General features: G+C 61.4%; 19 protein-coding genes. 4 read left to right on the forward strand and 15 right to left on the reverse strand.

Annotation, left to right across the window (positions count from 1 at the left end; all coding sequences use genetic code 11):
• Positions 1–68: 68 nt before the first annotated feature.
• The 8 genes from AC1MEK_RS23370 to AC1MEK_RS23405 all read right to left on the reverse strand — a co-directional run bounded on the left by AC1MEK_RS23370 (position 69) and on the right by AC1MEK_RS23405 (position 12,269).
• A complete protein-coding gene (locus tag AC1MEK_RS23370) occupies positions 69–3,683 on the reverse strand; it encodes a glycosyltransferase (protein ID WP_480398645.1) in 3,615 nt (1,204 codons plus the stop codon).
• Positions 3,684–3,802: 119 nt separating this feature from the next.
• Positions 3,803–5,392: a flagellar hook-associated protein 3 gene (locus tag AC1MEK_RS23375; protein ID WP_480398646.1), complete on the reverse strand. Its 1,590-nt coding sequence runs from the start codon at positions 5,390–5,392 to the stop codon at positions 3,803–3,805.
• A gap of 13 nt (positions 5,393–5,405) precedes the next feature.
• Positions 5,406–7,451, reverse strand: a complete 2,046-nt coding sequence (gene flgK, locus AC1MEK_RS23380; RefSeq protein ID WP_480398647.1) for a flagellar hook-associated protein FlgK — start codon at positions 7,449–7,451, stop codon at positions 5,406–5,408.
• A gap of 18 nt (positions 7,452–7,469) precedes the next feature.
• Positions 7,470–8,741, reverse strand: a complete 1,272-nt coding sequence (gene flgJ, locus AC1MEK_RS23385) for a flagellar assembly peptidoglycan hydrolase FlgJ (protein ID WP_480398648.1) — start codon at positions 8,739–8,741, stop codon at positions 7,470–7,472.
• A gap of 25 nt (positions 8,742–8,766) precedes the next feature.
• Positions 8,767–9,876, reverse strand: a complete 1,110-nt coding sequence (locus tag AC1MEK_RS23390) for a flagellar basal body P-ring protein FlgI (protein WP_480398649.1) — start codon at positions 9,874–9,876, stop codon at positions 8,767–8,769.
• A 13-nt stretch (positions 9,877–9,889) separates the two neighbouring features.
• Positions 9,890–10,603: a flagellar basal body L-ring protein FlgH gene (gene flgH / locus AC1MEK_RS23395; RefSeq protein WP_480398650.1), complete on the reverse strand. Its 714-nt coding sequence runs from the start codon at positions 10,601–10,603 to the stop codon at positions 9,890–9,892.
• Between the two features lie 88 nt (positions 10,604–10,691).
• Positions 10,692–11,480: a flagellar basal-body rod protein FlgG gene (gene flgG / locus AC1MEK_RS23400; RefSeq protein WP_480398651.1), complete on the reverse strand. Its 789-nt coding sequence runs from the start codon at positions 11,478–11,480 to the stop codon at positions 10,692–10,694.
• A gap of 48 nt (positions 11,481–11,528) precedes the next feature.
• Complete coding sequence (locus AC1MEK_RS23405) at positions 11,529–12,269, reverse strand: flagellar basal body rod protein FlgF (protein ID WP_480398652.1); 741 nt, start codon at positions 12,267–12,269, stop codon at positions 11,529–11,531.
• Positions 12,270–12,542: 273 nt separating this feature from the next.
• Here AC1MEK_RS23405 and AC1MEK_RS23410 point away from each other — a divergent pair, with 273 nt between their 5' ends.
• Positions 12,543–12,719, forward strand: a complete 177-nt coding sequence (locus AC1MEK_RS23410) for a hypothetical protein (protein ID WP_480398653.1) — start codon at positions 12,543–12,545, stop codon at positions 12,717–12,719.
• A 196-nt stretch (positions 12,720–12,915) separates the two neighbouring features.
• On the opposite strand, the gene AC1MEK_RS23415 is transcribed toward AC1MEK_RS23410, so the two are convergent.
• From AC1MEK_RS23415 to flgB, 5 genes are all read right to left on the reverse strand, one after another.
• Positions 12,916–14,727: a flagellar hook protein FlgE gene (locus tag AC1MEK_RS23415; protein WP_480398654.1), complete on the reverse strand. Its 1,812-nt coding sequence runs from the start codon at positions 14,725–14,727 to the stop codon at positions 12,916–12,918.
• Positions 14,728–14,983: 256 nt separating this feature from the next.
• Complete coding sequence (flgE, locus tag AC1MEK_RS23420) at positions 14,984–16,306, reverse strand: flagellar hook protein FlgE (protein WP_480398655.1); 1,323 nt, start codon at positions 16,304–16,306, stop codon at positions 14,984–14,986.
• A 28-nt stretch (positions 16,307–16,334) separates the two neighbouring features.
• A complete protein-coding gene (locus AC1MEK_RS23425) occupies positions 16,335–17,030 on the reverse strand; it encodes a flagellar hook assembly protein FlgD (protein ID WP_480398656.1) in 696 nt (231 codons plus the stop codon).
• A 15-nt stretch (positions 17,031–17,045) separates the two neighbouring features.
• Entirely contained in the window at positions 17,046–17,489 is a 444-nt protein-coding gene (flgC, locus tag AC1MEK_RS23430) for a flagellar basal body rod protein FlgC (protein ID WP_480398657.1), read from the reverse strand.
• 3 nt (positions 17,490–17,492) lie between these two features.
• Positions 17,493–17,900 carry a flagellar basal body rod protein FlgB gene (gene flgB, locus AC1MEK_RS23435; RefSeq protein ID WP_480398658.1) on the reverse strand — a complete coding sequence of 136 codons (408 nt, stop codon included), beginning with the start codon at positions 17,898–17,900 and terminating at the stop codon, positions 17,493–17,495.
• A gap of 1,096 nt (positions 17,901–18,996) precedes the next feature.
• On the opposite strand from flgB, the gene AC1MEK_RS23440 reads away from it, so the two are divergent.
• Positions 18,997–19,389 (forward strand): DUF2946 domain-containing protein, encoded by a 393-nt coding sequence (locus AC1MEK_RS23440; RefSeq protein ID WP_480398659.1) that lies wholly within the window; start codon positions 18,997–18,999, stop codon positions 19,387–19,389.
• A gap of 222 nt (positions 19,390–19,611) precedes the next feature.
• Positions 19,612–21,744: a TonB-dependent receptor gene (locus AC1MEK_RS23445; protein WP_480398660.1), complete on the forward strand. Its 2,133-nt coding sequence runs from the start codon at positions 19,612–19,614 to the stop codon at positions 21,742–21,744.
• Between the two features lie 28 nt (positions 21,745–21,772).
• Here the strand turns inward: AC1MEK_RS23445 and AC1MEK_RS23450 are convergent, their stop codons facing one another.
• Positions 21,773–22,240, reverse strand: a complete 468-nt coding sequence (locus AC1MEK_RS23450; RefSeq protein WP_480398661.1) for a hypothetical protein — start codon at positions 22,238–22,240, stop codon at positions 21,773–21,775.
• Between the two features lie 336 nt (positions 22,241–22,576).
• Here AC1MEK_RS23450 and AC1MEK_RS23455 point away from each other — a divergent pair, with 336 nt between their 5' ends.
• The gene (locus AC1MEK_RS23455; RefSeq protein WP_480398662.1) at positions 22,577–22,813 is read left to right on the forward strand and encodes a DUF2789 domain-containing protein; all 237 of its coding nucleotides are present in this window, start codon (positions 22,577–22,579) and stop codon (positions 22,811–22,813) included.
• 110 nt (positions 22,814–22,923) lie between these two features.
• On the opposite strand, the gene AC1MEK_RS23460 is transcribed toward AC1MEK_RS23455, so the two are convergent.
• On the reverse strand, positions 22,924–24,387 hold the full coding sequence (locus tag AC1MEK_RS23460) for a phospholipase effector Tle1 domain-containing protein (protein ID WP_480398663.1): 1,464 nt from the start codon (positions 24,385–24,387) through the stop codon (positions 22,924–22,926).
• Positions 24,388–24,460 lie beyond the last annotated feature (73 nt).

Raw genomic sequence — 24,460 nt, forward strand, 5'->3', positions numbered from 1 at the left:
AAAGCAGCGCCCCCGCAGAACTGGAGATGCCCGCTATCCAGGCACCTCCACACGCACTGCGCAGACAATCAATCCGCCAGCCAGCCATTGACCCAATGCTGCAAATTATCATCGCGCAGCATGTAGTCACGCAGCACCGTCTCGCGCAGCGCGTCGCCCTGGCGGTAGCTGGCGTCCGGATCGTCGAGATGGCTGCGGATCGCCTCGAGCCATTCCTCGGTGCTGTTGGTCACGATGCGGGTACACGGCAGGTAGCCGCGATAGGCCAGCGTATCGGTACAAATCACCGGGTAACCACAGGCACCATACTCCAGCAGACGCAAATTGCTCTTGCAGTCGTTGAAGATGTGATGCTCCAGCGGCGCCAGTGCAAGGTCCAGGTTCAGGCTGGCCAGGCGCGCCGGATACAGCTTCAGATCGATGACCGGGTGGAACTCTTTCACATACGGGCGCAGTGCGTCGGGGCACATGCCGAAGAACACCCAGTCCACTTCATCGGCCAGCGTGCGGACGACATCGGCGATGATTTCAAGATCGCCGGAGTGGCTGGTGCCACCGCCCCAGCCGACCCTGGGTTTGATCGTGGTGCGACGCTGGCTGCGCAAGCCGCTCCACCACTCTGGCGCCAGCATGTTCGGCACGACACGAATGTCGTGGTGCATGCTGGACAGCGCATCGGCCAGCGGTTGGGTCGAGACCACTACCCGGTCGCACAGACCGATGCCCTCAGCCACCAGGCGCTGCATTTCATCGGTCTGAGGCATGCCCCGCGAGTGCGTGTTTTTCTTGGGAACGTGAATGATGTAGTCGTCGAGTTCGAAGATGCGCCGTGCGTTCGAGTACTTTTTGAAGCGCTCGATCTCCTCGATTCGCGATTTGCTGTAGCGCCCCTGGAAAACGATGATGTCCGGTGACTGACGCTCGACCTCGAGGATGCTCGGGGTGTTGTAGTGAATTTTGCCGACGGCACGGCCGGCGGCCTGCAGCTCGATCAGCGGCTGGGTGACGCGATAATGGCCAATGGCAGAATCGTTGATGGGCAATGCCAGGATCTGCGGCAGTTCAGTGGTGGAAAACGGCGTCCAGCCACTGATCAGACCCGCCTCCAGATTGAAGCTTCCGCCTCCCAGACTGTTCAACGCAAGGTTGGGGTTGTAGGCAGGGTCGCGCGCGATCAGCGGCAACCAGCGCTGGTAGAATCGCTCCTGGTCGCTGACTTGCCGCTCGTACTGCCCAACGCTGTCTTGCGGCGCCGGCTGTGTGCCCAGGGCCAGTAACGCATGAGGCGTCCACACCACCAGATGACCGCTCTGACGCACACGCAGGCACAGGTCGACGTGGCTCAGCTCGTTGCCGTAGCACGCGTCGTCCAGGCCGCCCAAATCCTCGAACAGCGCCTTGCGCACCATCAGGCAGTCTGCACCGACCGCACTCAGATCATTGACGACCTGCAGGCGTTGCAGGTATCCACTGGCACTCAGACCCTCACCGTAGAACGGCCGCCCGGCCGGACCGTGCAAGCCCAGGATCAGGCCGGCATGCAGCACCTGCCCCTCGGAGCCGAACAGCTTGGCGCCCACGACCCCCACTTCCGGCCGTTGCGCCTGGCTGACCAGCTCGCCGAGCCAGTCACCGTGGGTAATCATCGCGTAAGGGTTGAGCAACAGCAGGTATTGGCCCCGTGCCGCTGCGCTGGCCTGGTTGTACAGCGCCATTTCCCCGCTGACCTGTGGATAGCGCAATACCCGCAACAGCGCAGGATCGAGCTGCGCCATGCCATCGAGCCACGCGCGGGTTTCGGGGGCCTGGCTGCCATTGTCGACGATCAACAGCTCGAAGCGGCCGTAGGTGGTTTTCTCCAGCAACGTTTCCACGCAACGCTGCAACGCCGCCAACTGGTCTTTGACGATCAGCATGATCGACACCAGAGGCTGCTGCGCATGCAGGTAGTGGATGCGGTTGAGCAAGACCATGCCGTCGGCAGGCTCGATGGTGTGGGCAATACCGCAGCGGTTCAGGTGAGCCTGAACCACGTTGAGGTTCTGCTCCACCACCTGGGGCAGCGCCAGCCACTTGGGCAGCGACAGGGTGGATTCGACCAGCAGCTCGCTGACGTGACCGATGGCAACGTCGCCCGCCTGCTCGAACAGACGCCACAGCGCATCGTGAGGCGCGAGTTCGCCAAAGGCTGCATCAAACCCGCCCACCGCCAACAGGGCGTCCCGGGAAAACGCCAGGGCGCGTCCCACGTAGGGGTAACTGCGCATCAGGTCCAGGTTGAAGTCAGGCTTGAACACAGGCTCGGCAGACTCGCCTTCGCGCAGGGCGCCTTCATCGGCATAGAGGCATTGCAAGGCATCGTTCATCGCGATGCGCTCGGCCATGATCAGCAACGCCGATGTCGTCAGGCGATCCCCGGCCTGCAGCAGATACAACCACTGCGCGCCGTTGAGCTGTGGCATCAGCTGGTTGATCTGAGCGTAGGGATCGTCTTGCAACGGCACGGTAAAAATCCGCCCTTCGACGCGGGACTCCGTACAGCTGCGCGAAAGCACCAGCACCCGCTCCGCCGGATACAACTGCTGCTCAAGACTGGCCAGCGTTGTCTCAAGTGCCGAGCGACTGCCAAGCCTGTCGATCACCACCGGCACCACTTTTGGACGGTACGGCCAACGGCTCAGGGTATTGGGCAATTGCGCCTGCTGCACCGGCGTCAACGTCCGGCAATCGAGCCAATGGTGGTAGAGCTCGGCGAAGCTTTCACTCTGCACGCCCACCCACCACTGCTGCGTGCTGTTCTTGACCCCCAGCGAGCGGCCCAGGCAGAACTCCTGCCATTCCCGGGGTTGGGCAAGGCCGCCGGCAAGCTCCGCTTCAGTCAACGGCTGATAGCGCACCCAACCCTTGGCAGGCGCCTGTTCGCCACTGCGGGCCGTGAGCATCTGTACCAGCCAGACCCGCTCCTGCTCGATCGAATCCTTGATTGCCTGCACCCGGCTCAGGCGTTCGGGATGCAAGCGTTCAACGCTGAGCACGTTGTTGAGCACCACGACATTGCCCCGGCGCATCAGGCAGATGTACAAGGCCAGGTCCAGGGTTGCGGTGAAACAGTGATCAGGCGTGGTCAGCGCTGGCAACAGCTCCAGGACGTCCTTGCGACGAAACATCGAGCTGCTCAGGCCACCGACGAAATTGAGCGGGAAGGATTCGAAAATCGCCAGCAAGTCGTCGCCACGATAAATCGCGCTGCCAGGGGCCAGTGCGCTGTTTTCCATGCGCTCGGGCAGCTGAATGTCATCGGCATCCCAGAACAGCCGCTGGGAAAGCACCAGGTTCACGTCAGCGTGCAGGGTCAACTGCTGCGCCTGCAGCTGCACCGACAGCGCGAACAACTGATCGTCGTCGCACAGGAACTTGATGTACTCGCCCGTGGCCTGGGCCAGGCACGCCTTGAGGTTGCCCGTGAAACCCAGGCGCTGCGGATTGCGCACATAGCGCACCGGCACATGGCTGGTCTGGGCCAGGCTCTGGACGATCCGCTCGATCTCGTCGCCAGGCGAATCGTCACAGACGATCACTTCCAGATGGCTATAAACCTGCCCCAGCGCCCCTTTCAACGCTCTCTGGAAAAACCGTGGGTTGAAGGCGGGAATGACGATACTGACGAGGGGTACTGGATTCACGGGCGGACTCACAAGCGTTGCGCCACCCTCGGCCGAGGGATCGGCTGTGTCGCTGACTTAGACGTTTGACACTGCACGGGCAGCGCCGGATCGGGCCCGACGCCGCCCCGCGCAGGCGATTACAACTTGCTGAACAGGTTAAGCGAAGACAGCTGGGTGAACACCAGTTGCGAAGCCTGCAACATGTTTTTCTGCAGCGTCAGGCGGGCGATGGCGTCGACCGGATCGGACGCGGTAATCGTGCCGGACTCGGTGGTGCCGTTATCGATCAGCGACTGGTTGGTCGTGCTCTGCGAGGTGGCCGTGGCCGCGCGCGCACCACCGTCGGCGATCGCACCACCAATCTGCGTGGCCGCACTCTTGAGGTTGCCGATGGTGGAGGTCAGCGTCGCCTGCAGGTTCTGCTTGGCGATCGGATCACCGTCGACCTTGCCGTTGAGCGCCGTGATGATGCTGCCCAGCGTGTTGAGGATGTTCTGGTTCTGCGGCGTGGCCGAGGCTGCCGTGAACTGGTCACCCGCCGCCGGGGCGCCATTGAGCGTGAACGTCACACCCGCAGCGGTGGCCGTCGGCGGAGTACCGGTCAGCGTGCCGCTGGAGACCGGCTTGCTGGACGCCGGGTCATAGGGCGCTGCGTACAGGTCGAAATCGGTGGCGCTGGTGAAGCGCAGAATCGCCCCGCCCGACGGAAAGGTGCTGTTGAACTGAGCCTGATCGGTCACTGACGTACCGGTGATCACGGTAGTCGACGGGTTGGCAGGCAGGCGCGCGGTACTGACGTTGCTCGGCGAAGTCGCCAGCTTGAAGGTATGGCCGGCCACGGCGGTATCCGCCAGCCCCGCATCCTTGTATTGGGCATCGGTCAGGTTGACGTTGAGGTTCAGCTCAAGGCCGCGGAAACCGATGGTCTGGTTGGCCGAGCTGGAGGAATTGAACTTGCCCGCCGAGGTGGCCTCCGCGGTGACGTCCTGACCGTTCTTGTCGAGAATCTGGTACTGGGTGCTGCTCTGGAACGTGATGCTGTACGGCTCGCCGCTGGTGAACTTGCTGTCGTAGGTGGCGGAGTCGCTGACGAAACCGCCCGAAAGCGTCAACACGCCATCGTCGGTGGCAGGCGACGTCAGCGTGGCGGAAGTGCGGGTGGTGTTGATCGCCTGTTCAAAGGCGTCCCAGCCGGTGGTGTTGCTGGCCATAGAGATGCCGCCGCCGATATCCAGCAGGTTGCGAGTCTGGTCGCCGTGGTAGCTGTAGGTGCCATCCGGATTGACGGAGTACGGCGGCGTGCTCGACTTGGAGCCGGAGAACAGGTAGTTGCCGTCCGAGTCCTTGGAGTTCATCAACCCCAGGATCTGGCTCTGCAGCGCCGAAAGCTCACGCGCGCTCGCCTGACGGTCTTCATCGGTGTTAGTGCCGTTACTGGCGGTCAGCACCAGTTCTTGCGCGCGCTGGATCGCCGAAGTGATGGCCGTCAGCGCGGTCTCGGTATTCACCACGCCCGTGTTGATGGCGCTGATGTTGGACTGGTTCTGCAACAGCATCGAGTTCTGTTGCTGCAACGCCAGCACGCGGGCGGCGCCCACCGGATCGTCACCCGCGGTATTGAGCTTGATCTGGCTGGAGACTTCGTCACCGGTCTTGACCACGTTCGAATAGGTGCGCGAGTAGTTGGCAGCGCTGGTTTCGTAAAACTGGGAGGTAGAAATACGCATGGTTTACGATCCCTTAAAGGCTGTTGATCAGCGTGCTGAAGATGGCTTGAGCGGCCTTGATGATCTGCGACGAGGCCGTGTAGTACTGCTGGTACTTGACCAGGTTGGCCGCTTCTTCATCCAGCGAAACCCCGGACACACTGTCGCGGGCGCTCTTGGCCTGAGTCAGCACGGCGGTGGTGGCGGTGGCATCGCTGGCCGCCTGCTTGGCCTTGGCACCGACGGTGGAAATCAGGTTGGCGTTGGCACCGCTCAAGCTCATGCCCGTGCCGTTGCCACCTGCGGTGTCGACGGTCTGTTTGGTTTGCAGATCCAGAGTGGTCTGGGCATTGCGGTTGTCCGAGGAGCCGGCGCCGGTCATGTCGATGCTGTAGGTATCCCCCGACTTCGGTTCGCCGTTGATCGACAAGCCAATCGAGAACGACTGACGGGTGCCGGACGAATCGGTGTAGCCCACGTCCAGCGTGATGTCGTTGTTCTGCTTCGGAACGATGCTGCCGGTGATCGGGTTGCCGTTCTTGTCGTTCACGGGAGTGCCGCTGGCGTCGACCAGCGAGTAGGCTTGCGAGCCATCAGCGGCGACAGCCCCCATGATCAGGCGCATTGGCGTCGCCCCGCTGATTGCATTTCGCAGGTCAGTGGTGCCAACGGTGTCGTAGATGTTCGCCTGGGTGTTCAACACAGGCTGAGTGAAGGTGCCGCTGCCCGAGTTCGAGCCAGTGGAACCGGTCAATGGCGCTGCGACGGCAATGCCCTTCGCATCGGTCATGACGGTCTTGATCCCACTGGCGCCGTTGCCGGTCGGGCTGACCTTGAACGAGTCACCCGCGGCAAGACCACCGCCATTGAGCGTGAGCGAGAAGCCGTCGATCACCGGTGGCGGCGTGGTGCTCAGGTCATAGGCGCCCATGTTCTGGCCATCCGGCAGGCGGGTGACGCTGTAACCGGTGGCGCTGGTGAAGGTCACCTGATAATCGTTGGTGGTCAGCGCACCGGTGTTGGCGATGGTCACATCCAGATTGCCGGAACCTGCGCTGTTGCCCTTGTTGGCAAGGCTGCGCTGGCTGACCAGGCTCGGGTCGTTGATGCTGTTGAACATGCTCGAGCCAAAGTTGCCGTTGGCATCGACACCCTGGCCCATCTGCTGGTTGATCTGGTCGGAGACCACCAGTGCCAGACGTCCCAGTTCGTTGGATGCCGGCTGCAACACATCGCTGCGGTAGCGCAGCAGGCCACCGATGCTGCCGCCAGTGACGACGGACGACACATCGACGCTGCTGTTCTGATAGTTGAGCTTGACCGAATACACGTTCGGGTCGCTGTCGCTGGGGCCTGCAGTCAACGTACCGGCCTTGCCACCGGTGACCAGCGGCTGGCCGCTGCCGATGTACACGTCGTAGCTGCCGTTGTTGTCGACCACCTTGGCACCGACCAGATCGTTGAGCTGGCGCACAGCCTCGTCCCGCGCATCGAGCAGCGAGTTGGGCTCACCACCGGTGGCCTTGGCCTGGGTGATCTGGGTGTTCAGATCGGCGATCGACGAGGCCAGGGCATTGACCTGCCCGGTCATGGAGGTCAGCTGGCTGTTGATGCTGCTGTTCTGGTCCTTCATCTGCGCAGCGATGGTGTTGAACTGCCCCGCGAGGGACTTGGCGCTGGTCAGAAAGCTGTTGCGCGCCGCGGAGTCCGTCGGCGATTTGGACAGCGTCTGCAACGCTGTGAAGAAATTGCTCAAGACCGTACTGACGCCGGTCGAGCTGTCCGACAGGATCGAATCCAGCTTGCTGGCCTGCCCCAGGTACGCCTGGGCGTCGGAGTTGAGCGATGTACTGGTCTGCACCTGGGTGTTCAGGAAGCCGTTGTAGATGCGACGCACGTCCGACAGCGTGGTACCGGTGCCGATGAAGCCGACGCCGATATTCTGCTGAGCACTGGAGGTGGTCATCACCTGCTGGCGCGAGTAACCCATCGTGTCGACGTTGGCAGTGTTGTTGCCGATGGTGGTCATCGCTGCACTGCTGGCGTTCAGTCCCGAAAGCCCGATAGAGATCAGTGACATGGTTCAAACCTTATAAAGTCATAACGTTGAAGAGGAGCTCGATGCGGTTGCATAGTTCTGGTAGCTCTTCATCTGTTTCGCGATTTGCGTGATCTTGCTGGCATAGCCCGGATCCGTGGCGTAGCCGGCCTTCTGCAACTCTTTTACAAACTGTTCCGGGTTATCGGCCGACTTGAGCGTGGCTTGATAGCGATTGTTGTTCTGCAGGAAGCTGACCAGGTCGTGGAAGCTGTCGGCGTAGGAATCATAGGAACGGAAGTCCGCCGTCTCCTTGACCATCTTGCCGTCGCGGAACTCGCTGGTGATCGCCCGCGCTTCAGGGCCCTGCCAACCGCCCTGGGCCTTGATGCCGAACAGGTTGTGGCTGCTCGAGCCATCGGATTGACGCATGATCGATTTGCCCCAGCCGGTTTCCAGCGCCGCCTGGGCCACCAGCACGGTCGGATCGACACCAATGCGTGCGGCAGCGTCCTTGGCCAATGGCAACATGGTGGCAACGAATTCGTCGGCGTTGGCGAACGCAGCCTTGCCCGGCGCCAATGGGGTCTGCACGCGAGTGCGTACATAGCTGTCGGCCTGGGCGGTGTATTCCGGGCCGATGGTCCAGTCGCCGTTGGTGCCGGCCTTTTTCGCGGCGGCCACGGCGCTGGACACGGCAATGCGGTTTTTCAGCGTGGTTGCTGTCGCATCCTGAGCGGTGTTCGGGACGATGCCGGCCATGATCCGGTCGGTCAGCTTGCTCGGCAGCGACAGGCGCCGGGAATTGAGCGCGGCCACGTCGTTGTGCGGTGTGCCGTCGGCATTGGTGGCCAGCGAAGTGGACGCAGGCGCCACTGAGCGGGTGGCCCACAGCGGACGCTGGGCGATGCGCGTGGCCAGGCCACCCTGGGCCTGATTCTGCGCGGTATCGCTGGCGGCTTGCGCCGTCGGGTGCAATTGATTGGTCGCAGGCGCGACATCGCCCTTGTTCTTGGACAGCTGACGCATCAGCACGTCCTGCAGACCGATACCGCCGCCCTCGCGGGACATGCTCACCGCCAGCTGCTGGTCGTACATGTCCTGATACTGCCGGGTCGCGGCGGTGTTCATCGGGTTGTCCTTGGCCAGCACTTCGTTGGCCGAACGCATGGCCTTGAGCATCTGGCTGACGAACAGCGACTCGAATTCCTGCGCCACCTTCTTGAGGTTCGCTTCGCTGTCGCGGTCGCCGTTCTTCATGGCGGTCAGGCGATTGAGGTCGGTATACGCCCCCGAATCCACTGTGCTCGTACCGCCGGTTGGAATGCTCATGCCTGCACCTTCAAGTCAAACAGCCTTAAATCACGATCAAGTCGGCTTGCAGTGCGCCAGCCTGTTTCAGTGCTTCGAGAATCGCCATCAAGTCGCCAGGCGCAGCACCCACCTGGTTGACCGCACGCACGATCTCGTCGAGCGTGGTGCCCGGGCCGAACTTGAACATCGGGTGCAGCTCTTGCTGGGCGTTGATCTTGGAGCGCGGCACCACGGCGGTCTGGCCGTTGGAGAACGCACCCGGCTGGCTGACCACAGGGTCTTCGGTGATGGTCACGGTCAGGCTGCCGTGGGTCACGGCGGCCGGCGAAACCTTGACGTTCTGGCCGATGACGATGGTGCCGGTACGCGAGTTGATGATGACTTTCGCCGAGGTCTGGCCTGGGTCGATTTCCAGGTTTTCCAGCACCGACAGATAGTCGACGCGCTGGTTCGGGTCCAGCGGCGCAGTGACGCGTACCGAACCGCCGTCGATGGCCTGGGCCACGCCTGGGCCGAGCATGTCGTTGATCTTGTCGACGATGCGCTTGGCGGTGGTGAAGTCGTTGCGGTTCAGGTTCAGGGTCAGCGAGTTGCCCTGGTTGAAACCGCTCGGCACCGCGCGTTCAACCGAAGCACCACCCGGGATACGACCCGAAGACGGAACGTTGACGGTGATCTTGGAACCGTCGCGGCCCTCGGCGTCAAAACCGCCCACCACCAGGTTGCCCTGGGCGACGGCATAGACATTACCGTCGATACCTTTCAGCGGGGTCATCAGCAGCGCACCGCCGCGCAGGCTTTTCGAGTTACCGATGGACGACACGGTGATGTCGATCTGCTGACCGGGTTTGGCGAACGGCGGCAGGTCGGCGTACACGGCCACGGCCGCGACGTTTTTCAGCTGCACGGTGCCCGAACCTGCCGGCACCTTGATGCCGAACTGCGAGAGCATGTTGTTGAAGGTCTGCAGGGTGAACGGGGTCTGGGTGGTCTGGTCACCCGTACCGTTGAGCCCCACCACCAAGCCGTAGCCGATCAACTGGTTGGTCCGCACGCCGGAAATGCTGGCAATGTCCTTCAGGCGCTCGGCGTGGGCACCGAGGGCCGTGGTGAACAGCAGCGCTGCGGCGATGAGTTGCTTGAACGTGATCATGGCTATCCCGGTATCAGAAAGGGAACAACGGGCTCAGGAAGAAGCGGTCGAACCAGCCTGGCTGACTGGTATCGGCGAATGCTCCCGTACCGGAATACGTGATGCGCGCATCGGCCACCCGGGTGGACGACACGGTATTGTCGGTCGCGATGTCGTCTGCACGAATCAGGCCAGCGATACGCACCAGCTCATCGCCGGTATTGAGCGTCATCCACTTCTCGCCGCGCACCGACAGAATGCCGTTGGGCAGCACATCGGCCACGGTCACCGTGATGGAACCGGTCAGGCTGTTGCTCTGCGCCGCCTTGCCGTCGCCCTTGGTGGCGCGGTCGCCGCTGTAGCCAGCATCCAGGCTCAGGCTACCACCGCCCACCGGGTTATTGGTTTTCACGCCCGCACCGAACAGCGACGTCAGGCCAATGCTCGTGTCGCTGGTCTTGCTCAGGCTTGAGTTGGCGGCCTTGCTGGCGGCCATGCGCTCGGACAGGGTGATGGTGATGATGTCACCGACCCGGTACGCCTTGCGGTCGCCATAGAGGTTCTGTTCGAAACCTGCCTGGTAGATCGAGCCGTTGTTGGCAGCAGCTGGCAACGGTGTTCGTGGCAACACCGGCGCGTAGTAAGGGTCATTGGGCTTGGCCGAAGGCGCAACGCAACCGGTCAGCAGCGCGATCCCGCAGAGCGGTGCTGCCAACAGGGAAAGCCGCAGTACAGAAAGCCGTTTCATGACACTTAAAACCTCTCGGTGTAGCAAGGATTGATCAGGTGTTTCGTTAACCGACATCAGGCGATTCAGGTTCCGTTACAGGCTGGTATTACAAGTTCTGCGTGACGTACTGCAGCATCGAGTCGGCGGTCGAGATCACTTTGGAGTTCATCTCGTAGGCACGCTGCGTGGTAATCATGTTCACCAGCTCTTCAACGGTGCTGACGTTGGAGTTTTCCAGGGTGTTCTGCCGCACCACGCCCAGACCGGTCAGGCCAGGGGTACCGACTTGCGGCGCACCGCTGGACGCGGTTTCCAGATACAGGTTGCCGCCCTGGGATTGCAGGCCGGCCGGGTTGATGAAGTCGGCGGTCTGGATGTTGCCGATCACCTGCGGCGTGGCCGTGGCGGTCGAGGTGGTCACCGACACGGTGCCGTCTTCGCCGACGGTGAAGGTCTGCGAGTCCTGAGGCACGACAATCGCTGGCTCCAGCGCGTAACCGTTGGCGGTCACGATCTGGCCGTTCTGGTCCAGGTGGAAAGTACCGTCGCGGGTGTAGGCCACGGTGCCGTCCGGCTGACGGATCTGGAAGAAGCCACGGCCATTGATCGCCATGTCCAGCGGCTGGTTGGTGGTCTGCAGGCTGCCAGCGGTGAAGTTCTTCTGGGTGCCGACGATGCGCACACCGGTACCCAGCTGCAGGCCCGATGGCAGCTCGCTGTCCTGAGTGGACTGAGCACCTGGCTGACGCTTGATCTGATAGAGCAGGTCCTGGAACTCGGCGCGATCACTCTTGAAGCCGGTGGTCGAGACGTTGGCCAGGTTGTTCGAAATGGTCGTCAGGTTCATGTCCTGAGCGGCCAGGCCGGTTTTAGCGACGTAAAGTGCCGGAAGCATGTGTTGAATCTCCTCGCGCGCCTGATTATCGGCGCAAGCTGTCAGTCATTAGCCCATTTGCAAGACGCGAGCCATCGACTCGTCGTCCTGCTCAGCGGTCTTCATCATCTTGATATGCAGTTCGAACTGACGGGACAACGCCAGCACCGAGGTCATTTCCTCGACGGCGTTGACGTTGCTCGACTGCAGGAAACCGGATTCGACCTGCACACTGGCATCGGCCTGCGCCGGTTTGCCGTCTTTGGTGTGCATCAGGCCGTCGGGGCCTTTTTCCATGTTGCCCAGGTCAGGCTTGACCAGCTTGATGCGGTCGATCTGCGCCATGACCTGCGGGCTCTCGCCCAGCGACTGGACGCTGATCGTGCCGTCGGCGCCGATCTCGATCTGCTGCTGTGGCGGCACGGCAATCGGCCCGCTGTTGCCCATGACCGGCAAACCATTGCCATCGCGCAACACGCCCAGAGCGTCGATGTTCATGCTGGAGGTGCGGGTGTAGGCTTCGCCGCCGTCGGGTGTCTGGACCGCCATCCAGCCGTCGCCCTTGACGGCAACGTCCAGTTCGCGACCGGTGTCGATCATCGAACCCTGGCTGAAGTCAGTGCCCGGGCGCTCGCTCATGGCATAGGCGCGAGACGGGTTGACCTCGCCAAATACCGGCATCGAGCGGGCCTGTTCAAGGTCGCGCTGAAACCCGTTGGTCGAGACGTTCGCCAGGTTGTTGGCATGGGCCTTCTGCGCGATGGCGTTTTCCGACGCTCCGCTCATGGCCACGTAAAGCAACTTGTCCACAGTCTTCCTCCTCCGACAGACGCTTGCCGCCTGTAGCTGTACTGAGCAGGTGTTAGCAATGATCGCGCCAGTTTTTCAGAGGGGATACAAATGGCTGATTCCCCAGTGATTTCGGGGGTGGATCGAGATCGATTGCCGGTGGTGTTTTCAGCCGCGACGGAGGACCGCCACTTTCGATAGAATCGCCACCGGTCGCGCGCCAAAAAAATTTCGCGCAGGGAGCGATAATTGCAGCGCTTCGACTATCGGCCCCTTCGCCAACAGGAATCTGCCATGCGCCAGCCCTTGATCCTCGCCCTGCTCCTGGCCTGCGCCACCTTTGCCGTGGCAGCGCCTGCGCCCTATTACCTGTGGCAAGGCAAACACAAGACCGTCTGCGCCCAGACCAGCCCAGGCAAGGGCTGGACGCGGGTGAGTGCGGCCTTTGTGAAGTCGGATTGTTCGGTTTGAATGACTTGAACCGCTCCGTTTCTGCCCGAAGGGCGTAGGAGCGCAGCTTGCTGGCGATCTGGCGCGAAGCGGCAGCAAAATCAGGCACCTTGGCCGTGTCAGGCAAACCGCGTAGTCCGCAATTGCTGCCGCTTCGCGCCAGATCGCTGGCAAGCCAAGCTCCTACGCCTTCGGCAGAAGCCTGACCAAATCGCCCTCAGGTTGCGCGGATCAGGGTCTGCATCAACTCAGCCTCGGTCGACAGCGTTTTTGAATTGGCCTGATACGCCGTCTGCGCCTGAATCAACTCCACCAGTTCTTCATTCAACTTTACGTTGGAGCCCTCCAGCGAATGACTGACCACGGAGCCCAGGCCGCCCACCCCGGGGTTGTCGTAGTTGGCCATGCCTGACGCATGGGTCTCGACCCAGCGGGTGCCGCTGATCGGTTGCAGGCCCTGTTCATTGGCGAAGCTGGCGAGCATGACCTGACCGATCTTGCGATGCAGGCCGTTGGTGTAACCGACGCTCATGATCCCGGACTTGTCGATTTTCAGCCCCGACGCCACCCCGGCCGCATGTCCGTCGACGACCACGCTGGAGCGGCCGGTCTCGGCACGGTGCTGGGACAGCTTGCTGTAATCGAGCACGATGCCGTCGCCGTTGCCCGTCGCACCGCTACTGCCCCAGCGACCGTCAGGCTTGTTGCCGTCCAGGGATTTGGCCGGAATCCAGCCACTCAAGGTCAGCTTGCCATTGGCTGCCACCAACCCCGGCGTACCGCTGAGCGACTGCATCGAGCCATCGGCGTTGAACAGCATGCTGGCGGTCAAAGGCTCGGTGCTCTCCGGATTCTGCGGGTTGCGCCCGTCGATCAGCACATGCATTTTCCAGCTGTTGCTGCCGTCCTTGACGAAGTACTGGCTCAGCTCATGACGATTGCCAAGGCTGTCGAACAGGCCGGTGGGAATGACCTTGTTGTAGGTGGTCACATCGGCAGGGTTGAACGGCGGAACGGGGCGCACCATCGGTGCATCGGCCGGGTCGAGCAGCGGCGCGCCAGCCTCGGTCAGCGGCAGCTTGACCGGGCCGGCACTGGCCGCCGGGCTGGCGGTCCAGCTGCCATTGACCTTGATCGCCGGCTTCCAGTTGTGCAGCGCCAGTTCGGTGTCATTCTCGACCTTCACTGCGGCAGTCGTACCGGTCAGATGCAGCTTGCCGTTGGGGTGAGTGTAGAGACCGATTTCCAGAGGCGACATGCTGGTCGGGTCCAGCGGGTTGATGCCATCGATGAGGATGTAAGACGTCCAGTTGTTGTCGTCGGTCTTGACGAAATACTGCTTGAGCTCGTGATCCTGCGGGGCAATGGCCGCCCGGGCGCGAGTAGTGATGACCTCTTTGCCGTTGTGATCCGTGCCCTTGACCTCCTTTATCTCCGGGGCCCCGGCATCCTTGATGGTCTGGGTGGTCATGCGCGTGTAGGTGCGCGGATCGTCGGGATTGAAACGCGGCAGTGCCGCCAGTGAAGCCGCTGACGAATCCAGATTCAGCGTCTGTTCGACCTTGCCGGTCGCCTTGGGCGACATGTTCGCGGTGTCCATTTTCAGATCCGTGCGCACGCCACCGATCACCTGCCCTTCAGCATTGACCGCATAGCCCTGCAAGCGGCTGCCATGGCTGTCGACGATGAAGTTTTCCGCATCCTTGTTGAACGCTCCCGAGCGCGTGTAGCTGATGGCGCCGTTGTCGCTCATCACGAAAAAACCGCTGCCTTGAATCCGCAGATCCAGCGGTCGCCCTTCGCTGCTGATGGCGCCGCCGGAGGCGAAGTTCTGCGAAACGTTGGCAAGCCGTACCCCGTCGCCAACGGCAGAACGGCTGCCGCCCAGAGTCGCGGAGGCATAGACCGCAGAAAACTCCGCCCGAGAAGACTTGAAACCCGAGGTATTAACGTTGGCGATGTTGTTGCCCGCCACTTCCATGCGCTTGTGCGCTGCGTTCAAACCGGAAACCGCAATGTTGAATGACATGAACACTCCCTGAGTCGTCTGTGACGACACATCCGTCAATGCATTGATGGGCGCGGGCAAACGAATGCGGTCGAGCCCGGGGGCGCAAACGCATTCATTTGTCAGCGGTTTCATGCTCGCAAAAACGGAAGTAGGAAGTTTCCGGGTATCGAGTGGGACGGTTCTGGACGTTTCAAGGCTGTCGAGCAGCCGTCCATTACCCATAAAAAAACCCCTCCGAGGAGGGGTTTTCAGTGTCGCCTTCAGCCGGCCGTCATCAGGTCATCTGAATGGTGGTCTGCATGATGGTGCTTTCAGTCGAAATGGTCTTCGCGTTCGCCTGATAGTTGCTCTGCGCCTTGATCAGCTGAACCAGTTCGGTGGTCAGGTCGACGTTGGATTCTTCCAGCGCGGAACCGGTAATGTTACCCAGCGTACCCGACTCCGGCGCGCCGGTGACCGGGATGCCCGAGGCGTAGGTTTCACGCCACATGGTGCCGCCGGCCGGGGCCAGGCCCTGGACGTTGGCGAACGAGGTCAGCGCGACCTGGCCAATGACGCGGGATTCGCCGTTGGTGTAGGTGGCGAACAGGTTGCCCGAGGAGTCGACGTTCATCGCGCTGATCTGGCCGGTGTAGTTGCCGTCCTGCTTCTTGGCGATGGCACCGCCCGCCGCGTTGGTCTGGGTGGTGGCCAGCATGTCCAGCTTCATGCCGCCCGCTGTCGCCGCTGCACCGTTGGCCGCCCAAGTGGTGGTCGAACCGACGGTCTTGCTCTGCGCCGGCACCCAGTTCACAACCTGGAAGGTACCGTCGGTGTTCACCGTCACGTTGGCGGTCGAAGTCGGCGCCGGGCTGGTGATCAGGTTGCCTGCCGAATCGAAGGTCAGCTTGGTGGTGTCCGGCGTGGTCGAGGTCGGGTCGGCGACGTTGCGACCATCGACCAGGGTGTACATGTCCCAGCTGTTGAGTCCGGTCTTGCGGAAGAACTGGTCCAGCGTGTGTTCGTTACCCTGGCTGTCGTAGATCTTGGTGCTGTAGGTCAGGTCGTAGGTTTCAACCTTGGCCGGGTCGAACGCAGCAGCGGTGTTGATCTCTTTGCTCGAGTCCAGGTTCGAACTGATGGTAATGCTCGACGTCGCCTTCGGCGGCATGTTCGAGGTGTCGACCTTCAAATTGGTAAGGACGCCCGTCTTCACGTTGCCGTTGGCATCCACGCCATAACCCTGCAGGTTGTTGCCGTTGGTGTCGATGATGTTGCCGGCGGTGTCGGTGTGGAAGTTACCGGCACGGGTGTACAGCTTCTCGCCGTTGTTGCTGACCATGAAGAAGCCGTTGCCGTTGATCGCCAGGTCCAGGTCGCGACCGGTACCGGTGGTCAGCGAGCCCTGGCTGAAGTTCTGGGTCACGGCGGCGGTGTACACGCCGCTACCGACGTTGGTGCCACCGGAGGTGCCACGGATCGATTGCGCGTACTGGTCGGCGAACTCCGCACGGGAGGCCTTGAAGCCGACGGTCGCGACGTTGGCAATGTTGTTGCCGGTGACGTCGAGACTTTTATTTGCTGCGTAGAGCCCACTCAGACCGATATTGAAAGACATGTATCACTCCTGCGCCGTCGAATCGGCTCTAGATTCCGATTTGTTGAACTTTGGACAAGGCAATGTTTTCGCCGTTGGCCAGGTTGAGAGTCATGGACGTACCCGCCGAGCCCATGGTGACGCTGGTCACGGTGGCTGGCAGATAGGTCGTCAAGGTCGTGGACTGGCCATCGAGGCTGCCACTGGCGACGAAGCTGTAGTTGCCCGATTCGAGCACATTGCCCTCCTCGTCCTTGCCGTCCCAGGTGAAGCTGGCGTTGCCGGCCTTCTGTTCGCCCAGGTCGATGGTGCGCACCACCGTCTTGCCGTCGCTGGCGTAGACCTTGACCGTGGTGGTGGTGCTGCTCGACGGCAGAACCACCTGGCCGGTCATGCCCTTGGTGGTGTCGACGCTGGTCGAACCGCTGTCGACGATCACGTTGCGGCCTACCAGCGAGGACGCCTGCAGCGCCTGCGAAGACTGGTACATGCCGCCGATGGCATCGACCGAGGTGCTCAGGTTCTGCATGGTTTCCAGGCTGGAGAACTGCGCCAGCTGGGCCACGAATTCGCTGTTGTCCTGCGGATCGAGCGGGTTCTGGTTCTGCATCTGGGTGACCAGCAGCTGCAGGAACGAATCCTTGCCCAGGGTGCTGGCGCCGGTGGTGGTGTCGCCGGTCTTGCCAGACGTCGCAGTCTGTAGCGACTTGATGAAACTGCTGGAGGTGTCGTTGGTAACCGTCATGACTGTCGCCCCTTATCACTGACCCAGGGTCAGGACCTTCTGCATCATTGTTTTGGCGGTGTTCATCACTTCCGCGTTGGTCTGGAACGAGCGACTGGCCGAGATCATGTCAGCCATTTCGTTGACGACGTTGACGTTCGGGTAGTAGACGTAACCGTTCTTGTCGGCCGCTGGATGGTTGGGCTCGTAGCGGGCTTCCAGGTTGGAAGCGTCCTCAACGATGCCGGACACCTGCACGCCGGTGCCGGCCTGGCCCTGGTCTTCGAACAGCGAAGCGCTGCCGCCGGCTTCCTGGCCCTGGAACACGGTGGCGAACACCGGGTGACGGGCGCGGTAGGTCTTGTCCAGGCTGGACGAGACGGTCTCGGCGTTGGCGATGTTACTGGCGACGGTGTTCAGGCGAGTGTTCTGGGCACTCATGCCGCTACCGGCGATGTTGAAAACACTGGATAGAGACATGAATTACTCTCCGCGCAGGGCTGCGACCAGCCCTTTGAACTTACTGTTGAGCAAGGTGAAGCTGGCCTGGAAGCCCACGGCGTTTTCGGCGTAGTTGGCGTTCTCGACCTGGGTATCGACGGTGTTCTGGTCCAGCGACGGCTGCGACGGCGTGCGGTACAGCAGGCTGGCATCGCCGGTGCTCATGCCTTCGGCCTCGATGTGGCGGCTGTTGGTCATGTTCAGGGCAAAGGTCCCGTTGTTGGCCTTGTCGCTTTCGGCGGCCAGCACCTTGGAGAAATCCAGGTCGCGCGCCTTGTAGTTGGGCGTGTCGGCGTTGGTGATGTTGTTGGCCAGCACTTCTGCACGTTGGGCGCGGAAGTTCAGCGCCTTTTCGTGAATGCCAAGTGCCTTGTCGAAGCTGATGCTCATGTCGGGAAACCTTTATCGGTTGACCAGATGTTCGTGACTGCAGGTCTTTGAGCAAGTGGCGTGCCAATTTTGAAAAAGGCCGTGTTTGTTGGGGTTCGGGGGTGGTGGCAAGGGTTTATGCCAGAAAAGCGGCAAGCGATTTCCGCTGGTGGGAGGGGGAGCGGCAAGGGGGGTGTCGTTTTTTTGCCGTTTGGGGTTGCCGGTTGGCTGTCAGCTAGAAGCGGTTATTCGGTGGCTGGCAGGTTGTGGTCTTTTAACGTGAAAAGCAGATTTTTGTTGGTTTTGGGATTTCTGGGCATATCCATTTTCTTTGTCACGGCCGCTTATGGTTCCGCCCTTACGGCGGGTCACTTTTTCCAAGAGCCGAAAAAGTAACCAAAAAGGCCCTGCTCCTGGTTTGGGTCCGACTGCGTCGGACTTCCTTCATTCCGGCCTCGCTCCGTGGGCCCGGCGCGAATGGGCCATCCATGGCCCCGCGCCTCGCGCGGCATCCTGCCGCTTGGCCCACTCCGCGAGACCTCCATTCAGCCTGCACCCAAGTCGCGTTTTGTGGCGTCTGGGCTATCGCGCATGAAGATCAAAATCAAAAGCCAGATCAAGAGCGCAAGGGCGATGCCCGCCGTAGCAGCACGGCTTGCCGGCGGGGCGATCTTGAGGGCGTCCCGCGGGCAAGCCCGGCTGCTACGGGGACGGCATTAGCCGTTGGCCTTTGATTTGGCTTTTGATCTTGATCTTCATGCGCGATAGCCCAGACGACGCCAATCGCGACTTGGGTGCAGGCTGAACGCAGGTCTCGCGGAGTGGGTCGAGCCGCATGGATGCGGCGAGAGGCGTGTGGGCCATGGATGGCCCTTTCACGCCGGGCCCACGGAGCGAGACCGGAGTGAAGGGACCCTGACGAAGTCAGGGCCAAACCAGGAGCAAAAGCCCTTGGTTACTTGGGTGTCTTTTCCAAGTAACTCGACGAAGTCGAAACAGGTCTGACGTTAGGAAGAACGCTTTTGACCTTGACCTTGATCTTGATCTTAGAAAAAACAAGCCCGCGCCATTTTGCCGCACCCCGCTCATCGCCTCCATTCTGTTACCTTCGCGCCCCATGAAAACCACCCGCCGCGACCGCCACGTCATTGCCTGGATGCTCTACTGCTGCGTCCTGTTCAACGTGTTCGCCTGCAGCATCGGCCATGGCCAGATGGTCGGCATGCAGCTCAACGGCATCGGCGGCGAATTCTGTTCCACCGATGGCCGGGCGCTGGTGGTCGATGCATTCAAGCCTGGCGAGCAGAAGCTGCCCACCCTGTCCGCCGCCTTCGGCTGCCCGCTGTGCTCCACCGGCGGCATGGGGCCGGCGCTCAATAGCAGCCTGACCCTGGCCATCCTGCCCGAACAGCACAGCCCGCCGCCTGCGCTGGTCGCCTCCTATGAAATCCCCGCCGATCCCCATTGGCCCACCGCCAATCCCCGCGCCCCGCCCTTCTCCCTGATCTGACTTCAGCACTAAACCGACTCTGTTTTTCAGACGCCTGTGTCTGCGGCTTTCGCACGCCTGCAGACACGCACATGCCCAGTAGCAGCACGGCTTGCCGGCGGGAGCGGCGTGTCAGTCGATAAATCCGTCACTGACACACCGCCCCGCCGGCAAGCCGTGCTGCTACGAAGAGCCGTGCATCTGAACGCAGGGATCCGCTCGACCTCATTTCAGGTTTTCACCATGAAACGCATTCCCCTGCTCGCCGGTCTGATCGGCAGCCTCTCGCCGCTTGCCCACGCCCAGACCGCCCTGGACCTCGCCCCGATCACGGTCAATGGCGACGAACAACCCACCCAAGGGCTGGATCTGGAACAACAGGCCGCCAGCGCCACCCGCCTGGGCCTGAGCCTGCGCCAGACGCCGGCCTCGGTGGCCGTGGCCAATCGCGCCGACATCGAGCGCCGTGGCTCGCAGAACTTCCAGGACGTTGCCAACACCCTGCCCGGCGTCAACGCCAGTGCCCCGCCGGGGTTTGGCGGGTTCATTTCCTATCGCGGCTTCACCAGCAGCCAGGTCACGCAGATGTTCAACGGCATCAATGTCGCCACCGGCCTGGCGCGACCGGTCAATAGCTGGATCTATGACAGGGTCGAATTGCTCGGCGGGCCTTCGTCGTTAATGAATGGCGCGGGCTCGGTGGGCGGTTCGCTGAATTACGTCACCAAACTGGCGACCCGTGAAGAACAGGCCGCCGAGGGGCGCGTCAGTTACGGCAGTTTCGACACCACGCAAACCGCGTTCGGCGTCAATCACCGGCTCAGCGAGCCGACCTCGGACGTGCAGCATTACGCTCGGCTCGACGTCAGCCACACTACGAGCAATGGCTACATCGACCGGCAGGAAAACGATGCCTGGAGCGCGGCGTTTTCCTTGCTCAGCGACCTCACACCGAACCTGTCTCACACCCTGGCGCTGGAGTATCAGGACGAGCACGAGGACAGCCCCTACTGGGGCACGCCGGTACTCAACCCCAAGGCCGGCGAGCTGAAGATCGACAAGCACAATCGCTTTCGCAACTACAACGTCGACGATGGCCTTTACGAGCAGCGCACGCGCTGGGTGCGTTCGATCATCGACTACCGCGTCGATGACGCCACCACCCTGCGCAACACGCTGTACCGCCTGGACAGCCAGCGCGACTACCGCAATCTGGAGACCTACCAGTACAACGCGGACAACAGCGCGATCAACCGCTCCACCGCCTATCTGGTAAGGCATCAAGGCTGGCAGCAGGGCAACCAGTTCGAGCTGCGTCACGAAAGCAGCCTGTTGGGCATGGTCACCACCTGGGCCGGCGGCTTCGAGTACAAGGTCAATTCCACCACCAACAATCCGTGGAATGTCCCGGCCAACAACAGTGTCGACCCGGATCATTTCGACCCCGGCCACTTCTATGACCTGCCTGGCACGCGTCAGAGCTTCGTCAAGGACAAGACCAACGAAGTGACCACCAAAGCGCTGTTCGTCGAGAACCATCTGGCACTCAATGAACAGTGGTCGCTGGTGACCGGCCTGCGGTACGACGACATCGACCTGGACGTGACCAACCACCGCGTCGTGACCGCCAGCAATCCCCGGCACCTGCGCCGCGACTGGCAACCGCTGACCGGCCGCGCCGGCCTGACCTGGCAATTCCTGCCCAGCGCCAACGTTTATGTGCAATACAGCACCGCCGCCGAGCAGCCCAGCGGCACGCAGAACTTCGATGTGTCCACCGGCAAGCAATGGGAAATCGGCAGCAAGTTCGACTACCTGCAGGGCCGCGGTTCGGCCACCGTTGCGGCGTACCGCATCGAGCGCAAGGATTTTGCCATCACCGATCCGCAGGACCCGACCAACACCATTCCCGTGGGCCAGCAGTCATCGAAGGGCATCGAGCTGGCGAGTTCGCTGCGCATCACCGACGCCTTGCTGCTCGAAGGCAATGTCGCCTGGGTCGACGCCCAATACGACGAATTCAGCGAAAAAAACGCGGCGGGCGTGGTGGTTTCGCGCAAGGGCAATACGCCGACCAACGTGCCGGACCGGGTCGGCAACCTGTGGCTGACCTACGACTTCACCCCGCGCTGGCAAGGCGGCGTGGACGCGCGCTACGTGGCGTCGGTGTATGCCGACAACGCCAATACCCAGACCGTGCCGTCCTACACGCTGTACGGAAGCTTTCTGACCTTCAAGGTGGACAACCACACGAGCATCACCGGCCGCGTGCGCAACCTCACCGACGAGGTCTATGCCCGCTTCGCCCATGTGTCACCGGCGTACTACCTGGGTGAGCCGCGCACGTTCGAACTGGCGCTGCAGACGCGCTTTTAAACTCGTGAGCAACAAAAAGGCCAGCGAATCACTCGCTGGCCTTGAACACCAGTTCGCCTTTGCGCCATTTGGCGGCCTTGGCGGTTGCAGCCTTGAGCACCTTGGACAGCCCTAGCTGAATCTGCTCGTGGGCGGCAAACACCATGAACACGCTGTGGGATTCCTTGAACACGATGCCATGGCCTTCCGGCACTTCGACGAAGGCATATTCGCCCAGGCCGTAGATGGTCATCTTGATATCGCGAAACTTGAGTTCGAACTTGCCGCCTTCGCGACTGGGCAACACGGCGGCGCGAAAATGATCGCCCACCTTGAGCTCCAGCCGCGGTTTGTCATCGACCACCAGTGCGGTTTCGGTGTCGATCTCCGACATGTAGATGCCTTCGGGGGACTGTTCGATGACATAAACAAAACGCGCCTGGAACAGCTTCACCAACTTCGCGCGCAAGTCGCCGAGCACGAACAGCGCGTGGGTATCCAGATTACTGACTGCCAATGTACAAACTCCCAACCAGATATGAACGTGCCCGACCGATGGGTCAGGCAAGAAAAAGACGTGAAAACGGTGCGTCGCGAATGCCGGACGCTGGCAAAAAACTGGATTCTACCGGCACAGAGTCTATACGGAATATATGCCTTTCGTCCGTAATGTTTATCGTTTTGTACACGAATCCGACGTGATGGCTGTGTGCAATCGTGCGGATTTTGCGCACCGCGCAGGCTGAATCGTTAAGGCTAAAGTCCGGAAACTCTTGCAGTCGGCCGAACTCACATGCAACACCAGGGCATTGACCCTCCACGGCAATCCGCGGCCCTGCCCGCAGGAGGCAACATGGAAATCACGACACCGACCCTTGCGACACTGTTTGAACAACTGGGCCTTGATTCCGATCAGGCCAGCATCGACGCTTTCGTTGCCCGACATCGGCTGGCCGATGATGAAAAACTGGTGGAGGCCGACTTCTGGACACCCCAGCAGGCACGCTTCCTGAAAGAAGAACTGCATGAAGACGCCGACTGGGCGCCCGTGGTCGACGAGCTCAACGAGCTGCTGCATTCAGCCAAGTAACAGTACGGCGTGAGAACCAGACCCAAGCGGTGGCGGATGTGTCCATGCCGCCATCGCTCGGAAAGCACGGGTTCGCATGATCGCTGACCACACCTCGGCAAACGTCGCCACTAATGGGGGTAGCCCGGCTGCTGCACGTTGGGATAACGCGCGCGGCCCCCACTGGCTGGCGCGTGCACGAACAGGCCGTCGATAAACGGGCCACGCCTTTTCAACGAGCTGTTCCAGTGCGCGGAGCAATGAATGTAGCGTCTGTAAAGCATCTGCATTTCTTCGCGGGTTAGCTCATTCTCCCCGCCTCTTGCATAGGCCAGCATCTTGCCTTGCAGCTTTTTCAATTCGGGCGACAGCACGAACGGCGGCGTTTCGGGCAACGGCCGGAACGGCACCCCCTCATCGCACGCCAGCGCATGCATGATGCGCAGATAAACGCGTGACAGATGCCCGAACACGCGCCGCTCCAGCATGACCCTGGCCACTACGCGCTTGAGCCCTTGGCCTTTTTTGGGGCCCGTTTCGATACACTCCACGGCCAGGGACGCGTCTTCATCCTGAGGGTCGATCCAACGCTGCGCACCCAGCGTGTCCATTTCCTGATGAGTGTTTAGCCAGGCTTCCGTAGCGTCGTAGGGTGTCTGGATACTGACGACACTGCGCCGAGGCCGGGTCAGGGCCACTTTCTCGACCATGTAGGGGTGATAACCGCCACCGATATCGGAGTGGCTACCCGGAAACACGATCTCCCGCGGCCATGCCGGGGTGACGCTGTTGAGAGAGAAATTGCGCCGATGCTCGTCGGCGGCGACCAGATGAATGACCTGTTGGGCGCACCCGGGGGGCAGGAACAGATTGACCCGTCTGTTGACGTCGTCCCCCACGCTGCCCAGATCGGAAATCCCGCCAACGGCCGCCACTGTATCGAACAGCCCGATGACCTTGAGCCGTACGCTGGCGTTGTCCCAACTGAAATCGGCGGCCAGTGGCAGTTTATGGCGGCTGAGCAGCGGCCCCAGTGCTCCCTTCGATCGTTTGAGCACCTCGTTGGCAAAGTGCCGAGCCGACGCTGCACCGCGACTGAATCCGAAAACATCAAACTCCAGAGCAGCGATGGCGCAGCCCGGATTGTGCGTTTCGAACTTGCTCAAAACACGTTGTACTTTCTTCACACATTTACAGACCTTGGCGACCACCCCGGTGTTGCCTCGACCAAACCCCTGGCCGGGCAGCGAATCCCGCCCACCTGAAGTAGTGCCGACGCCACTGATATAAACCGGATGATAAACCCGCAATCCCTGTCCTTCGTTACGGGCCACCAGTTGTTGGCCATAGAGATCGGCCAACAGCGCAATATTGGTGAAATCGTTACTGTAACTACTGTTGGGATCGGAATGACGTCCACCGCACTCTTTGATATGAGCGCTTTTGTAGACGCTCGTCATGGCCTGGCAATCGGCACCGATCTGGCTATTGATCCGGTTGTTCCCGGTTCCGTCGAAGAACACGCCGATACGCACGGTCACCCCAAGCGAAGCGGGCGTTGGCGTCGATCCCTTGAAACAGCGTAGCACTGTCATACTCGAACTCCTGTAAGTGTCGACATTGTCCGGAATACTGTTTTAAATATCCGGACACATACCTCACAGAATG

This window comes from Pseudomonas sp. 2 (genome assembly GCF_056627435.1).

Bases quoted from the DNA above. Each gene is read 5' to 3' on its own strand.
- AC1MEK_RS23375 (WP_480398646.1), bottom strand. From the start codon at position 5,392: ATGCGTATTTCTACCTCCCAGTTTTACGAAACCAGCGCTGCCAACTAC.
- flgK (WP_480398647.1), bottom strand. From the start codon at position 7,451: ATGTCACTGATCTCTATCGGGCTTTCGGGACTGAACGCCAGCAGTGCA.
- flgJ (WP_480398648.1), bottom strand. From the start codon at position 8,741: ATGAGCATTCCAACCGGCGGTACGAGCACAGTGGATTCGGGGGCGTAT.
- AC1MEK_RS23390 (WP_480398649.1), bottom strand. From the start codon at position 9,876: ATGATCACGTTCAAGCAACTCATCGCCGCAGCGCTGCTGTTCACCACG.
- flgH (WP_480398650.1), bottom strand. From the start codon at position 10,603: ATGAAACGGCTTTCTGTACTGCGGCTTTCCCTGTTGGCAGCACCGCTC.
- flgG (WP_480398651.1), bottom strand. From the start codon at position 11,480: ATGCTTCCGGCACTTTACGTCGCTAAAACCGGCCTGGCCGCTCAGGAC.
- AC1MEK_RS23410 (WP_480398653.1), top strand. From the start codon at position 12,543: ATGCGCCAGCCCTTGATCCTCGCCCTGCTCCTGGCCTGCGCCACCTTT.
- AC1MEK_RS23415 (WP_480398654.1), bottom strand. From the start codon at position 14,727: ATGTCATTCAACATTGCGGTTTCCGGTTTGAACGCAGCGCACAAGCGC.
- flgE (WP_480398655.1), bottom strand. From the start codon at position 16,306: ATGTCTTTCAATATCGGTCTGAGTGGGCTCTACGCAGCAAATAAAAGT.
- AC1MEK_RS23425 (WP_480398656.1), bottom strand. From the start codon at position 17,030: ATGACGGTTACCAACGACACCTCCAGCAGTTTCATCAAGTCGCTACAG.
- flgC (WP_480398657.1), bottom strand. From the start codon at position 17,489: ATGTCTCTATCCAGTGTTTTCAACATCGCCGGTAGCGGCATGAGTGCC.
- flgB (WP_480398658.1), bottom strand. From the start codon at position 17,900: ATGAGCATCAGCTTCGACAAGGCACTTGGCATTCACGAAAAGGCGCTG.
- AC1MEK_RS23440 (WP_480398659.1), top strand. From the start codon at position 18,997: ATGAAAACCACCCGCCGCGACCGCCACGTCATTGCCTGGATGCTCTAC.
- AC1MEK_RS23445 (WP_480398660.1), top strand. From the start codon at position 19,612: ATGAAACGCATTCCCCTGCTCGCCGGTCTGATCGGCAGCCTCTCGCCG.
- AC1MEK_RS23455 (WP_480398662.1), top strand. From the start codon at position 22,577: ATGGAAATCACGACACCGACCCTTGCGACACTGTTTGAACAACTGGGC.
- AC1MEK_RS23460 (WP_480398663.1), bottom strand. From the start codon at position 24,387: ATGACAGTGCTACGCTGTTTCAAGGGATCGACGCCAACGCCCGCTTCG.